Source organism: Fibrobacter intestinalis, assembly GCF_900167415.1.
GTDB lineage: Bacteria > Fibrobacterota > Fibrobacteria > Fibrobacterales > Fibrobacteraceae > Hallerella > Hallerella intestinalis.
The window spans coordinates 93,490-107,487 of the sequence record NZ_FUWU01000001.1 but is presented as its reverse complement, the minus strand read 5'-3'; the positions used below and the strand labels follow the sequence as shown (position 1 = coordinate 107,487).

The 13,998-nt window shown below is 43.5% G+C and carries 14 protein-coding genes and 1 tRNA gene; 9 read left to right on the top strand and 6 right to left on the bottom strand.

What is annotated here, in order from left to right:
* Positions 1-2: 2 nt before the first annotated feature.
* The 4 genes from B5D40_RS00535 to B5D40_RS00520 are packed head-to-tail and all read right to left on the bottom strand — an operon-like array spanning position 3 to position 5,287.
* Complete coding sequence (locus B5D40_RS00535) at positions 3-1,451, bottom strand: RNA-binding domain-containing protein (protein WP_073301728.1); 1,449 nt, start codon at positions 1,449-1,451, stop codon at positions 3-5.
* A 4-nt stretch (positions 1,452-1,455) separates the two neighbouring features.
* The gene (locus B5D40_RS00530; protein ID WP_073301730.1) at positions 1,456-2,565 is read right to left on the bottom strand and encodes a DegT/DnrJ/EryC1/StrS family aminotransferase; all 1,110 of its coding nucleotides are present in this window, start codon (positions 2,563-2,565) and stop codon (positions 1,456-1,458) included.
* Complete coding sequence (locus tag B5D40_RS00525; RefSeq protein ID WP_078775304.1) at positions 2,555-4,000, bottom strand: lipopolysaccharide biosynthesis protein; 1,446 nt, start codon at positions 3,998-4,000, stop codon at positions 2,555-2,557. Before B5D40_RS00525 ends, B5D40_RS00530 begins: the two co-directional genes overlap by 11 nt.
* Before the next feature lie 15 nt (positions 4,001-4,015).
* Positions 4,016-5,287 carry a CotH kinase family protein gene (locus B5D40_RS00520; RefSeq protein ID WP_078775303.1) on the bottom strand — a complete coding sequence of 424 codons (1,272 nt, stop codon included), beginning with the start codon at positions 5,285-5,287 and terminating at the stop codon, positions 4,016-4,018.
* Positions 5,288-5,382: 95 nt separating this feature from the next.
* On the opposite strand from B5D40_RS00520, the gene B5D40_RS00515 reads away from it, so the two are divergent.
* Positions 5,383-6,207, top strand: coding sequence for a hypothetical protein (locus B5D40_RS00515; protein ID WP_078775302.1), 825 nt, complete (start codon positions 5,383-5,385; stop codon positions 6,205-6,207).
* An 11-nt stretch (positions 6,208-6,218) separates the two neighbouring features.
* On the opposite strand, the gene B5D40_RS00510 is transcribed toward B5D40_RS00515, so the two are convergent.
* The gene (locus tag B5D40_RS00510; RefSeq protein ID WP_158222151.1) at positions 6,219-7,292 is read right to left on the bottom strand and encodes a toxin-antitoxin system YwqK family antitoxin; all 1,074 of its coding nucleotides are present in this window, start codon (positions 7,290-7,292) and stop codon (positions 6,219-6,221) included.
* 51 nt (positions 7,293-7,343) lie between these two features.
* Here B5D40_RS00510 and B5D40_RS00505 point away from each other — a divergent pair, with 51 nt between their 5' ends.
* The 8 genes from B5D40_RS00505 (at position 7,344) to B5D40_RS00470 (ending at position 12,811) form a co-directional block, all read left to right on the top strand.
* The gene (locus B5D40_RS00505; RefSeq protein ID WP_078775300.1) at positions 7,344-8,135 is read left to right on the top strand and encodes a hypothetical protein; all 792 of its coding nucleotides are present in this window, start codon (positions 7,344-7,346) and stop codon (positions 8,133-8,135) included.
* Between the two features lie 2 nt (positions 8,136-8,137).
* Positions 8,138-8,644 carry a hypothetical protein gene (locus B5D40_RS00500; RefSeq protein WP_078775299.1) on the top strand — a complete coding sequence of 169 codons (507 nt, stop codon included), beginning with the start codon at positions 8,138-8,140 and terminating at the stop codon, positions 8,642-8,644.
* Positions 8,641-9,360, top strand: a complete 720-nt coding sequence (locus B5D40_RS00495) for a hypothetical protein (RefSeq protein WP_078775298.1) — start codon at positions 8,641-8,643, stop codon at positions 9,358-9,360. The genes B5D40_RS00500 and B5D40_RS00495 overlap by 4 nt, the downstream gene beginning before the upstream one ends.
* Before the next feature lie 39 nt (positions 9,361-9,399).
* Positions 9,400-9,483 (top strand) — tRNA-Leu (locus tag B5D40_RS00490).
* Between the two features lie 186 nt (positions 9,484-9,669).
* On the top strand, positions 9,670-10,083 hold the full coding sequence (locus B5D40_RS00485) for a hypothetical protein (protein WP_073301745.1): 414 nt from the start codon (positions 9,670-9,672) through the stop codon (positions 10,081-10,083).
* The gene (locus B5D40_RS00480) at positions 10,028-10,642 is read left to right on the top strand and encodes a GNAT family N-acetyltransferase (RefSeq protein WP_078775297.1); all 615 of its coding nucleotides are present in this window, start codon (positions 10,028-10,030) and stop codon (positions 10,640-10,642) included. Before B5D40_RS00485 ends, B5D40_RS00480 begins: the two co-directional genes overlap by 56 nt.
* Positions 10,643-10,697: 55 nt before the next feature.
* Complete coding sequence (locus tag B5D40_RS00475) at positions 10,698-11,546, top strand: TIGR02147 family protein (RefSeq protein WP_078775339.1); 849 nt, start codon at positions 10,698-10,700, stop codon at positions 11,544-11,546.
* Positions 11,546-12,811 carry a carbohydrate binding domain-containing protein gene (locus tag B5D40_RS00470; protein ID WP_078775296.1) on the top strand — a complete coding sequence of 422 codons (1,266 nt, stop codon included), beginning with the start codon at positions 11,546-11,548 and terminating at the stop codon, positions 12,809-12,811. Before B5D40_RS00475 ends, B5D40_RS00470 begins: the two co-directional genes overlap by 1 nt.
* 7 nt (positions 12,812-12,818) lie before the next feature.
* Here the strand turns inward: B5D40_RS00470 and B5D40_RS00465 are convergent, their stop codons facing one another.
* Positions 12,819-13,847: a glycosyltransferase family protein gene (locus B5D40_RS00465; protein WP_078775295.1), complete on the bottom strand. Its 1,029-nt coding sequence runs from the start codon at positions 13,845-13,847 to the stop codon at positions 12,819-12,821.
* Positions 13,848-13,998 lie beyond the last annotated feature (151 nt).

The following is a 13,998-nucleotide window of genomic DNA, read 5'->3' as shown; positions in this document are numbered from 1 at the left end:
GGTTAAGATTTCCTGTTCTGGATGATTTCCCAAAAACCGTTCTTGTCCGATCCGGTTCGCATGATAAGTTTGTGCTCTATGAGTTTTGCGATTGTCCGAGTTATTGTAGAACGTGATTTTTGAATCAGTTTAGCGAAATCTTCTTTGGTTGCTTTGGGATTGTTTCTTATAGCTTTCAATAGTTCTTTTGCTGTATGAGTTAGAGGCTCATTTAGAGGCTCATTTAGAGGCTCATTTAGAGGCTCATCCCATTTGTCGGCAAAATTTTTAGACACTTGATAGTATATAATGGTTGAAAGGACAAAATCACTTTTAAATTTGACTTTTTTGTGGGTCAATTTTTCCCAAGAGAGCATCTTGTCAATTCCGTATCCGGCGTTTTCAGACAGTTTGGCGTAGCGGAATAATTTGATGAGAATTGGATTGCGTGGTATGGAATGGTTTTGCGAGCGCAGATCTTTCAGATTGAATGGAAATCGCCCCGGGTTTTGAAATTCTATGCGATCTGTGAATATGCGAATAGTTGAATGCATTGGAGTGAAATAGTCTGCATGGGCGAGCATATTGATGAGGCCTTCTCGTAAAGCGTATAATTGGGAATTGTCGTCAGGAGAAAACCCATTTGGTCCCGTAGAAAAAGGGGCATCTATATGTGTTCTTAGACGTTGGATAAGGACATTATAGTATTCCCAAATATTTTCTTGTTCTGGCATCCGGAAAGTATATCGGGGTTCAGCTTCCCCCATATTTTTCCCTGGAATTTCCAGCATATCTATCCAAAAATTGTTGACATGGTATTGAATGGGGTCTCGCTTGCCGAACATGAGAAGGCCTCCATAAGTCAGTTTTCCTTTTTTGCTTATTCCCGTCTTTTCACAAAATTTTTCGGTAGGCAATCTGCTATATGGAAATTCCGGATTAAAAGCTTTAACATGTTCTAAATAGGATTCCAGAGAATCAAGATTGAGCATTTTTAGTGAAGATTCTTCGATAATCTGTTCGCTTTTTGTTCCAAACGCTTGATCCCGTAACATGGCCGTAATTTCAAAGTCGGAAGCTCGCCGGTCGCCGCTACCTGTTCGAATGAACGTGTTGTACTCCGAAGAAAAATAAATCGGCTTAAATGGAGACGAGGGAATATAGAATGCAAGGATTAGTTTGTTGCCAATTCTGTATTTTTTCAATTTTACGGCAATCAGTTGATTTAATTTCTGTCGGCTACGAATAATGTTCAAAAAATCCGATTCAATTTTTTCGCCATTTTGAACGCCGCTGATGCTAAATTTTTTCCCCATTTGCTTTACGCCTAAGACAATCCATCCGCCGGAAGTATTGGCGAAAGCACTGACGGTTTCCCAAATGTTTTTGGGAAGAGCCGTTGCTGCTTCTTTTACTTCAAAGTCATCCCATTCGATGTCTTTGATTTTTTTGATGAGTTCGTCTTGGGTCATATTGTTATTTTGCGACAATATTTATAATGCGGTCGATGTTTTTGTTATCGAGACCGGCGAACATTGGTAAACAAAGGACCTGATTTGCGAGTTTGTTTGCTATTGGTAGATTTTTGGGGTCTGCGGATGCCAATCCCTTGTATGCGCTGAATGTACTTATCAGTGGATAAAAATAACGTCGTCCAAAAATATGATGCGCCTTGAGCAACTCGTAAAGGGAGTCTCTGCTCATTCCATATTCTTTTTCATCCACGAAAATCGGGAAATAGGAATAGTTGTGCCGAACCCCTTCCAGATCTTTAAGAACTCGGATTCCCGAAACATTTTTGAATCCGTTTCTGTATTTTTGAACTATGGAGGCTCTTTGGGCGATGGCTGAATCGACTTGTTTCAAATTTAAAAGACCATAGGCTGCTCGGATTTCGTCCATTTTACTGTTAATTCCTGGAGCAACGACTGTTACCTCGTTGGCAAATCCAAAATTTTTTAGATAGTCGATTCTCTTTTTTGTCGCTTCGTCGTGGCAGATAAGGGCACCGCCTTCGATTGTATTGTAAACTTTTGTAGCGTGGAAACTCAACGTGGACATATCGCCGGCTTTTAAAATGGAATCCTTGTTTATGGTTACCCCAAAGGCGTGTGCGGCATCGTAAATAACTTTCAAACCGTAAATGTCGGCGATTTCTTGAATGCGTTTTATATTGCAAGGTGTGCCGTAAACGTGTACGGGCATGATTGCCGTTGTGTGCGGGGTGATCGCCGCCTCGATTTTTTCGGGGTCGATATTTCCTGTTTCTTCCTCAACATCAACAAACACGGGCTTAATGCCGTTCCACCAGATGGAATGAGTCGTCGCCACAAAACTATATGGCGTTGTTATCACTTCTCCTGAAATGCGCAAAGCCTGTAATGCGGTTATCAAGGGGAGGGTTCCGTTAGTGAAAAGACTTAGATAGTTTACTCCTAGATATTCCGCTAAAGCATTTTCTAGTTTTTTGTGGTAGTGGCCGTTGTTTGTTAGCCATTTCCGATTCCAAATATCACGGAGCATCGGGATGAATTCGTCCAAATTTGGAAGCAATGGGGAGGTGACTGTTATCGGTTTATCTTCCATATTTAAATCCTTTCACGGTTTCTATCAGATATTCTAAACATTCTAAATGTAATTGTTTTGCGGCGCCCATATAAATAGCGAATCCGATTAAGATTTGTAAAACAAGCGTTAAATAAAGATTGAATCCTGCAAATTCGATGAAATGGATAATGATGCCCATTAGAATGGCAAGAATAAAGGATGGAAGGATGTCCCGGATTTGTTCTAAATAGCCATAATTCAGTAACTTTTTGTTGGGGTGAGCGTTGATGAATGCACAGCACAGCGTATTGCACAGGGTTCCGTAGGCGATTCCTATCGGAGATCTAAAAATGTAAAGGGACGCTAAAATCAAAGAAACGCCTAAAATTTTTTTGATGATTTCCAGTTTTAAAAAGATGTCGCTTCGCCCCATTGCGTTGATGGCGGAAAGATTTGAAGTGTGAATCGGATAAAAACAGTAAATGAAACAATAGATCTGCATAAATGGGACACAGGGGAGCCATTTTTCGCCAAGTAGGATTAGTGTGATGGGCTTTGCCGTCGCCGCAAGTCCTGCCATTATCGGCATAATCAAAAAGGAGCTGGTGACGATGGCTCTTCGCATAAGTCTTTTAACTTGTGATTTGTCGTCTTGGATTGCCGAAATAGATGGCAACATGACGGATTGGATTGAATTGTTGATGTTGTTTACCGCTAAAAAGGGAAAACGATCTCCGCGATCGTAGAAAGCGAGGTCGGCGGGCGTAAAAATTTTGCCAATGATTAATCCTCGCATCTTAGAGTAAAGCGTGTCTAACAATGACGATAGAAGAAGTTTCCAGCCGAAAGAAAATAAACCTTTTAATCTTGTAAAAGAAAATTGGAGCCGAGGACGCCAAGGAATGGTGAACCACATGATGATAACGGCGAGAAAGACGTTGCTTAATTGTTGGGCGACGAGCGCCCAGACTCCAAATCCGCAGAAGGCTAGCGCAATTCCTAAAATTCCAGAAGGAATCATGGCTCCGATACTTCTTAAAAACAGCTTTTTAAAAAGCATGTGTTTGGAAATATAGGCTCCCTGAATAGAATTGAATACACCGAGAAATAGTGTCAAGGAAAGAACGCGAATAACGGGAACCAATTCTGTTTTCCCGTAGAACTCGGCGATAAAGGGAGAGGTGAAAAAGATTCCTGTATAAATGATTGTTGCTACGCCCATGCTTGCGTAAAATACGGAAGAAAAATCTAATTCGTCGGCATCTTTTTTTTGGATGAGCGCTGTATTAAGTCCGCTATGCACAAAAACATCGGCGATAGCAATGACAATCATTACAAGAGCGATAATACCGAAATCATTAGGAGCAAGCAGACGGGCGAGGACTATGGAAACGACAAATTGCGCTAACTGGGTTCCTATTCGTTCTAGAAATTTCCAAATGAGAGAAGAAATTATAGTTTGCTTTGAAACCATGGGTAAAAGATAGAATTATAAATTTTCATCCAGCCATTTGATGCGCTGAGTCATCCAACTTTGCAGAGAATCGACGGCTTCCTCGTGGCTTTCGTATTTATCGACAAATGGCCAGGAATCGTCGTTCTTTAAAACAGGCCAGCGTTTTTCGTCGTTCAGTACAGCCTTGCGCACTTGCAAAGCCAACGAATCTATGGAGGATGTTATCGCTAGAAAATCGCCGCGATGATTTTTCCAATATTCTTTCGCCAGATTTTCAAAGGATTCGTGGTCGAATAAGAGGCCGTACCAGCCGAAATGCCTAATAAACCAATCCGACGGCGGAGTCGTATCGAAGTTCCAAATTCCATAAGCCAAATCAAAATCCCAGACGGGCCCCATTTTGATGAGTCCGCCCTTTTCCCAAGTGATAAATATACTGCGTCCAAAATTACCATCTCGATTTTTGGAAAATTCCTGAATCCAGTAATAGCGTAAAAAACTTTCAATATCTATCCAATGCGTTAAAGGGTTTTCTTTTGTGAAAGAGTTTTCCTTTAAATAGGATTCAAAGTCATTAAAGTGCGATTTCACCAGTTGAATTGTTTCTTGCGAAGGTCTTTTAGGATATTTCAATTCAAATAGATATTTTCGATTTGTGGTGAATAAATTTTCTTTTGCGTTGTTCTCTCTGGTTTTTTCTATCAAAAAGCTCGAATCATTTTTGGGAATGTTTACCCGATTCTTTCCGACTTTGACGCTTTCCGTAAATAAGTAGAGCCCCAGATATTGTCGGTTGAGATAAATTTCGGTAAAGCAAGAGCGGGTTGCATAATCGCCAAGAGATTCGGCGAGCAAAAAGGTAATGTAATTCCTTAAATGGGTTTTGTCCCGAAAATTGGAAATCAGGTTCCAGTCTTTGTTGGCAGGCATTCCAAAGAGTTTTTGCTTCTCGAAAAATTCCAATTTCAAACTGTATTTGGTCATCATGAATGACGAGTTGCCTCTTCCACGGATGGTGAGATTCAGCACTTCGCTTTCAGGCGCATTCTTTCCCCAAATTTGCAATTTCGCGGGAATTTCTGTTTCGTTGTCTCGGATTTCTTGGAAGCCCTCGGTTTCAATGACGATTCTCGGTACGCCTGCATACGGGTATTCCGTGTCGTTCAAGGGCAGATATGTCGAGTGGCTCTGCGGATTTTCCCCGATGCAACCGCAGAATATTGTGCAGACAAAAAGCAATGCGATTTTTTGTGCGCATATCGTGCCCCGTTTAGGGCGATTGGGTGTATGGGAATGGGCCTGCATGAATTTTTCAAATCTAAAAACGTAGGATTTGTCATCTAATTATAGCAAACGGAAATTTTCTTTGATGAATTTGAAGCTATTTTTCTTATCTCCAAATGAATGAATTGATGAAAATCATCGTAAAAGGTTTTGGCTTTGCTCTGCTTGTGCAATCCTATTCTTTGGCAATGGAATTTTTGCGTCCGATTTCCGCGCCGTATTCATCGGTTGCAACGGGTACAATACTGGAACTTCGTGACGATGTTTATAGCTTGGATGCTCGGCTTTCTACAGAGCTGGCCGTGTGCCGGCAGTTGAGTTTTTACAGCGATGTTTCTTATCGTTTTTTCAGTTACCAGTGGGAAATATTGTGGAGAAGGCAATTGCATGAAATGTTGGATTTGCAGGTGAATGGCTTTAACGAATCCTATTTGGGAATGAAATGGTTTCCTTTGGAATATGTGGGAGTGGCTGCAAATTTTCGTTTTGTTCCTGGAGAAGGCAGTCAAAAGGAGCGTTTTCCGCGTTGGGGCTTGGAACCGATGGCGTTTTATCCGATTTCGGCGTTTTTGTATTTTGGCGCTGCTTTCGGATTTTATTCTTTTTTGGAAAGGGACAATTTTCAGCCCGGTATGGAAATCGGCGAGAAATTTTCTTTGGTCTGGAAACCTTTTTATAAAATTTCAACGCCGAATGGACTTCGTATTTCTTATGTGTTTTTACTGCGTCACCGGATTCAAGAATCCAAGAATTTGAATATGTTGCCTGCATATCAAAAAATGGACGATGAGTATTCCGGATTCAGAATGCGAGTGCAGATTGCTTATGGATTGAAATCTCTTCCGTTTGAATACGGCTTTGCATACGAGATGAATCGCGGTTTGTTTTTTGGTTTTGAAACGGGGCATCGGATGGAATTTTTCTTAGGCACTAGCTGGTGATTTATTTCTGATTATTCAAATTTCACCTGCATGGGTCCGTTTTTTCCGAATTGCGTTTTACGCATATATAATTTTCCCGTTGAATCGTAATGCAGCTGTTCGCCTTGAACTTCGTCGTCTTTATAAAATAGGCTATCCTTTAACTTCCCGTTCAAATACCAGTTTCTCCAAAATCCGTTGCGTTTCCCATTTGAGAAGAAGCCTTCACTGGCAATCTGGTTGTTTTGTGTGTATCTTGATGTCAATTTTAGCTTTTCACCTTGATGCCAAATTTCTTCGTAAAGCAGCGAGTGGCCGGGAAGAGTGTAGCGAATCGTATCTTGAACAAGATTGTTCACAAAAGTGGTTTCTGCATCGATTCCTTTTTCTCCGAGTTCTCCGTAGGCAATGCCGTTCCCATTTTTGAAAAGGCTTGTTTTTTCTTCGCTTCCGTCTTGAGAATAATATGTCCAAAGGGAATCTCGAAGGCCAAATTTGTAAAAAGCGGTCCGCCAGATTTTTCCCGTTGCTCGAAACAAAATCGCTTTACCATGAAGAGTACCTTCGCTGTATTGATGCGAGGATTCCAGTGCTCCTCCGGGATAATACGTTTCAACGGAACCGTTCAATATGCCGTACTTGCAGTGTTCTAGCCGTTCCCGTTTCCCGCTTGCTGCAAATACTTCGCGAACACCTGTTTGTGCATTTTTAAAACAGGAATTTCTTTCTTGAATTTTCCCCGAAGGATAGTATTCCGTCCAAATGCCGACGGGTTCTCCGTCTTTGTAGGTCCTTTCCCATGCGATTTTTCCATCGTGATAATAACCAAGCCAGAGTCCTTGCATTTTACCGTGTTCGTATTGTCCGCGCGCTTGTATTTTTCCGTTGGCAAACCATTCTGTCCATTCGCCTTCGCGAAAACCGTTTTTATAAATTCCCGATTCCGCCAAATCTCCGTGGGATGTCCAACGTTTGAACTCTCCATGAGGCTTGTCGTTTTTATAGGCGACTTGTGTTTTGCGGATGCCGTTGTAGTGTTCCGTTTGGCGGATGTCGTCTTCTTCGCAGGCGATAAGTACGGCGCAAAGCCAGGCCAAAAACATCATTTTTTGAAATTCGTGCATATCTATAACATAGAAAAAAGGTAATTTCGAGTTATGCAGGGAAATCGGATTCATTCTCTTGGTGAAATTTTAAAAAACCGCATCAATGCGCCTCTGGTTTGGGGCATTCTTTTGCTGACACTGGCTTTGACGGTGCTCTTTTATTATTCCCAAAAACAACAGATGGATGTTTATGTTCGCTATTTAGATACGCTGTCCGACTATAAGTTTTTTTCCGGTCGAGTGATGCAAAAAATGGAAAGAGTTCGGGTGGCGTCGGAAGGAAACTCCGAAGAGTTGATGTCTTCACTTCGCGGGTTGCGGGAAATCGCCGTGTCGGTTTATGCGGCTTCGGAAAACGATCGCTCCATTGTCTGGATGCCTCCGGAACGCGAGTTTTCGGAGTTTGAAAATTCGGTGTTGGTATGGATAGCTTCTATAAAGCGCTATGTGCCAGAAAGGGCTTCTTGGTTGGACAGTGCGATGAATCTAGTGGCGACGTTGAATCGCTGGAATCTTGAAATTGCGGAACCTCTGGTGAAAAATTTGGATTCTGCCCGACTGGGTTTTGCCATTCTGCCGGATTCTGCATGGAAGGGAAAATTGCCGGATTCTTTATGGCTGCGTTATGAATCGATTCTTTTGTGGAATGCAAAAATTGCGGAACTCTGGAATCGGGTCGCTGGCGACAGAGTGCTTGTACAATGCGATAATCTTGCCCAGTCTTTTAAGATACAAAGCCTGAAAAATCGTGAAATTAAATTTTGGACGCAGCAAGTCTTCTATTTGATTTCGATTGTGCTGCTTTTATTCACCTTATTTTTCGCCGTTCGTTCAAGGAAATAGAAATGTCTCGCTCTATCCGAATTCTTTTTTTGTCATTGTCGGTTTTTTGCTGCTTTATTTCGTCATATCTTTTCGTGCAGACTCTGCCTTTTTATAAATCTTTGAATGGCAATGAAGATCTGTTCTATGGGAAAATTTCCTCGGTATCGTTGGTTCGCGGTTGGAGCGGTTCGGGAATTCCGCTTTTAGACAAAGCCTTTTTCAGTTTGAATGGCGACCGCAATGCCGTATTCATTCTGGCTTTGCCGCAAAGCGAAGATCTTGTTTTAAAGGAGTGGATTTCTTTTTGGGCAGAATCGGAAATGCCTGCACCGATTGAAGTGCGGGCAATTCGCATTTCGGATTCGGAATGGATCGTGACGGGAATTGCCGGAAATGACGGTGCTCTGGCATCGGAGGAAATCCGCGCATTCCAGCTTCGGGCGTTGTTGTGGGAAGCGTGTTTGGAAATCGGGCTTTTATTCCTAGCGTTCTGGGCTTTGCGTCGATCGCTAAGGCGTTCAAAATGAAAATTCTCGTCGCCGTTCTTTTGATGCTTTCTTTCGCTTTTTCTGAAACGACCGTTCCAAAATTTTCTGCCGATTCTCTGGTGATTTCCGCGGGGGATTTTTCGAGTCCTGCCGCTTTTTGGCATCAAGGAAATATCAAACTTCCGCAGATCTATGTCTGGTTTCATGGAGGAATGCAAAGTTCCAAATGCGCTAAAGGTTATGAAGCGGGCAAAGCGCTGGTTCCCTTTTTAGAGAAAGCCTCTGGAGAGTCTGCGGTGGTCAGCGTTTCAGCGTGCAAGGAAAATCACTGGCTGACGCAACAGGCGTTGCTTGCGGTGGATTATGCACTGGATTCTATGGAAGCCCGATTTCATATTCAAATAGATACTGTTTCTCTCGTCGGTATTTCGGACGGCGGTTTGGGGGTTGTGGGCTATACGCTTTATGGAAAGCGTACGGTAAAATCCAGGCTTCTGATCAGCACGAATCTAGCCGCGGTCGCCGATGCGCAGAACTTGCTTCGAGATCCGAAAATTCGGGAAGGCTCGTGGACTTTTATGCAGGGCGGTTTGGACCGGCTATATCCGCCGGAACGGATTTTGCCTTGGCTGGAACGCTTTTGCTCTGGATTAGGGGCAAAATTTTGTAAAATCCGCTTTGATGAAAGGGGTGAACATGATTGGTCCTGGTGGATTTCTTTCCGTAGAGCTTGGATTCAGAATTTTTTCCCTTGACAAATCGGGGATTTTTTTTAACATTGGTTGCACACACTTGCGGGTGTGGCGGAATTGGTATACGCGCTAGATTCAGGTTCTAGTGTTCGCAAGGACATGAAGGTTCAAGTCCTTTCACCCGCATAAGTCTCGTTCTTTTGGAACGGGACTTTTTTGTGACGGCGGAAATTTTTCAGATTAAAGCGGTTCTTCTAAAATGCGCCTTTGTGGCGGTTTCCATAAGGGAAAGAATTTTTAAAATTCTCCTTGGCGGATTTGGACGAGGAGATGGTCGCCCGGCGAGTAAAAAGACTATCTATATTAGAGGACATGAAAAAAAGTATTCTTGGGCTTATGGCTCTTTGCTTGTGGAGCTGTGGCGATTCCGATTCTTTCTCAACTTGTCAGGAAACGACAGTCGCTGGTCTTCGGGAGCTTTCGTCTCAGGTGCAGAACTCTTCCTTTTGCCGGACGATTTACGGAGAAGTGTCTTTTCAATATTCGGGACGTTGCGCTCGGAAAGGATGTTTTTTCCTCTACGACGTGGATGCGCAAGGGAATCGCGTCAAAGGCGACAGCATTTATCTTTCGGACGCATCGGCTTTTCCGTCGAAATGGCAAGATGCGTCGGCAGTTCATTTGACCCGCGTTACTGGGGATTACTACCCGTCAAAAGATTATTCCTGCGATGATTTTTCTAATCCGGAATGCCAGCGGGCTTTTTATGTCAAAGATGTCGAGTAGTTTGTGGGATTTGCCTTTGGAATCGCTGGAAGGTTCGCGCCTTTTTTTGTCTTTTTGGGAAGCGGAAGATTCCGAAGAATTGTTGTTTTTGGTGGATTCGTCGAGGGAATCTTTACAGCTTTGGTTGCCGTGGGTAGAAAATTTCCGCTCGATTTCGGATGCCTATGCGATGATTGATTCGTATCGGGTCCAGCGGGAAATGGGACGCGGCGGTGCCTTGGGAATACGGCGTTTTGCAGATGGAGCTTTAATCGGTGGAGTGATTTTGCAATGGATTGACTGGAAAAATTGTTCGTCGGCTTTGGAATATTTTTTAGGGAGCGAATTTGAAGGCGAGGGCTGCGCCACGGAAGCTGTTGGACTTGTGCTGGACTATTTGCAAAATTTGGGAATACATCGGGTGGAAATTTCTGCGGCTGTAGAAAATGTGAAAAGCAACGCGCTCGCTAAACGCCTTGGTTTTGAATGGGAAGGCATGGCGAAGGATGCGGAATTTTTACACGGAAAATATCTGCACCACAATCGCTACGGAAAACTGCTTTCTCGTTCTCAAATGTAAACAGGATTTCACAGTTTGCTTTTTTATTTTTTTGCAAAGCGGTTATTTTTTTAACATGGAAAGTGTAGAAAAAGAAAAACCGTCCTTTCCAGACGTTTTACAGTACACGAATTATCGCGTGTTTCTGCACGACTATTATGCTTTTAAAAAGGCGACATCGCCGGCGTTTAGTTTGCGCTACTTTGCTTCTAAAGCGGGACTTTCCAGTCATGCGCATCTCAAACTCGTCATGGACGGCAAACGGAATATCACCAAGAATACGGTTGTCAAAATCATCCAGGGTCTGGACTTGACCGATGAAAGGGCCGTTTACTTTGAAAACTTGGTTTTTTTCAATCAGGCGACAACCGATAAGGAAAAATCATTTTACTACGGAAAGCTGGTCAAATCGACTCCGGGTTCCCGTTTGCGCAAATTGGAACATGCGCAATTCCGTATATTTACAGAATGGTATCATTCCGTCATTCGGGAAATGGTGGAACTGCGGGGATTCAATCCGGCCCCGGAATGGATTTCTAGGCGTCTTGGCGGTTTGGTAACGCCTGCACAGGCGGCGGAATCCTTAAAATTGCTAGCATCCCTCGGATTGATTTCTAAAACGGCGAACAGCTACCGCCAGCAGCAGTCTTTGATTACGACGGAGGACGAAGTAAAGGATATGCTGGTGAGGCAGTATCATCGCCAGATGCTGGACCTGGCCAAAGAGTCCATGGAAGGCGTTTCGGCGGATCGACGGGATATTTCGGCGGTGACTTTCTCCATTCAGCGTAAAGATTTCCCCGCTTTGAAAAAACATTTGCAACTCATGCGAAAAGAACTATTAGATTTCTCCAGTGAAGCCGGAAATGGTGATGATGTTGTTCAAGTGAACATCCAGCTGTTTCCATTAACCCGAGGAATGTAATGTTTCAAAGTCTCGTTTCCTTTGTTGCGGTGATTCTTTCCGTTCTTTTGTTCTCTTGCAGCAAAACTTCGGATCAGGCTGGAATTGAAATCGGCAATCCGGAAATTCAGGCGCATTCTTTTTTAGCTCGATTTGTCGTGGATTATGAATTAGAGGAAACGGACAGTCCTGAACCTGCGGTGGCTGCTCGGATGGCTTTGGATTCGGATTCGGTTCTGATTGATGATTTGAGTCTTTCGTTGTGGCGGCTTTCTGCGTATTCTAGCTACTACATCTATGTGGGTTTTGATTTGGCTGCGGGACTTACTTTGTGGCCCGAGTATTCGTCGGATGCTCCAATCTCCATTGCGTTTGCAGAAGATTCCGCAGAAATTCGGGAAGACTGGAAGGCCGCGTTTGGCGATATTGAAATTGACGAATCCGGTTTGCTGAAAGAAGTTGGGGCGAGATTTGCGCCGGTTGTTGAAAATCCGCAGATGGCAGGAAAAATGAAAATAGCGGGCTCGTATGTGCCGTTTACTTTTTCTTTCGCCGGCTTGGATTCTTTGGAAGTGCGCTATATGAAAAATCAATTGGACTTTGCCGCAGATGGAGCCGTTTCGTTGACGGTGTGTTTTTGCGTGCCCAAATGGGTCGGCGGTTTGCCTATGACGACAGCAGAGGCGGTGGACGACACGGTCCGTTTTGATGCGTTGCACAATAAGGTGCTGTGGGATTCTTTGACGGCGAGATTTAGCCGGGCATTTTCGGCGGCGCATCGTCTGACATATTATTCCAACGGTGTTTTTGAAGATGAATATGACGCGAATGTCCTTGCCCGCTATGATGTCATCGATTCCAATTGGGTTTCTAATGGGAATTTTGCAGACCATCGGGATTGGATTTTGGTGCAGCAGTTGGGAGGATTGGCGGATACGAGTATTTCAAATAATGAAATGACCGTGACCGTTTCGTCCGCGGGAACACAGAATTACAGTGTTCAGCTGATTCATGAAGATATTCCGCTGCTTCAGGGACGTCGATATAAATTGATTTTTACGGCGATTGCGGATTCGGAAGCTCCTATCACTGTTCGTTTGGGCTCGTATAATACATACGATACGGAAGCTTTCCAAAAGCAAGTGGATATGGATACGGTTTGGAAATCGTACGAGTTTGAATATACGGCGCTTGTGGACGATCTTTTTGCTCGTTTGGAATTCAATTTGGGAAAAAATTTAAATCGGTATCAATTTAAAGATGTGAAAATTTACCGCATCGATTGATCCGAGGTCATTCCGGTTTAAAAAGTTTTCCGAGCCATTCCAAGGGTTTTAAAAGAATCGGTGCTTTTTTGTAAATCCAGGCGAGGGATTTGGCGAAAGCGTAGCTGCGAATGATGTACGCGCCTGGAGCTCCGACCTTTTTCGTCTGAAATTCAAACGCGTCTTTGGCGTGCAGGATCACTTCATCGTAGTAGGCGTTGATAGAAATTCGCTTGTCCGCGCCGACATGAACGGGAATGTTTTTGAGGTTTGTATAAAAATCCTTGCGCAAAATTTTGGGCAGAAAAATGTCCATGGATTTTGGAACGGGAATGCCGCGGGTGTCGATAATGCGGGAACCAAAAAAATGCAAAATTTTTGCTGTGGGCAAAAAACGGTTGCCGTAAGCCAGCTGACAGTTCCATCCACCGGGCATTTTTTGCATGATATAGCCGAAATGAAAATTCGCTTCTGCCAAAGATGCCATATCGTAAGGAAAATTCTTGCTGACGCAATACAGCCATAATTCGTGCCATTTTTCAAAAAAATGGCGGCATTCGATCGTGTCGGGAGCAAACATGACGCCCCCGTTAAAAATTTCGTCGTTTAGAATCGGAGAAAATCCCAGCATCTTGGCGTTGTTCAGAATTTTTTTCCGATTGATTGCCTTGTGCAAATTGGTGTGAAAATCCAAAACGGCATAAATGCCGCCGTTCCATTCAGAAGGAATTGAAAGGTCGCCGACAACGGCGATGTCGGAATCCATATACAGGAAATCGCCGTCGATCACGTTGCGCATAACGGTCTTCAGGTAGCGGGAACGGAGCATCGGCGAAAGCTTTTCGTCGAGTTCCAAAACCTTGACTTCATCGGCGGCATCTTTGAGTGCTGCGCGATTTCCCGTTAGGGTGGCTGCGGTTTTGTCGTCGGTGAGAACGGTGACAAAGGCGTTTGGATTGTGGTCGCGCAAAGAGGCGATGGCGACAAGGGTCTGTTCACAAAAAAAGTCTTTTGGGGAACTTGTCAATACAAAAAGATATTTTACCATGGACTGCATCGAAAAATTTTTTATGTGTCGTTTTGGGTTTGTTTTTGCGGGAGTTCAGGATAAAAAATAGTTATTTAGCCTGTTGTCGATTTTTTTCTGCGTATTTCATTATTGCTTCTCGCATAGTCTTATGCCATCTAAAAAGAAAAACCGGAGCAAG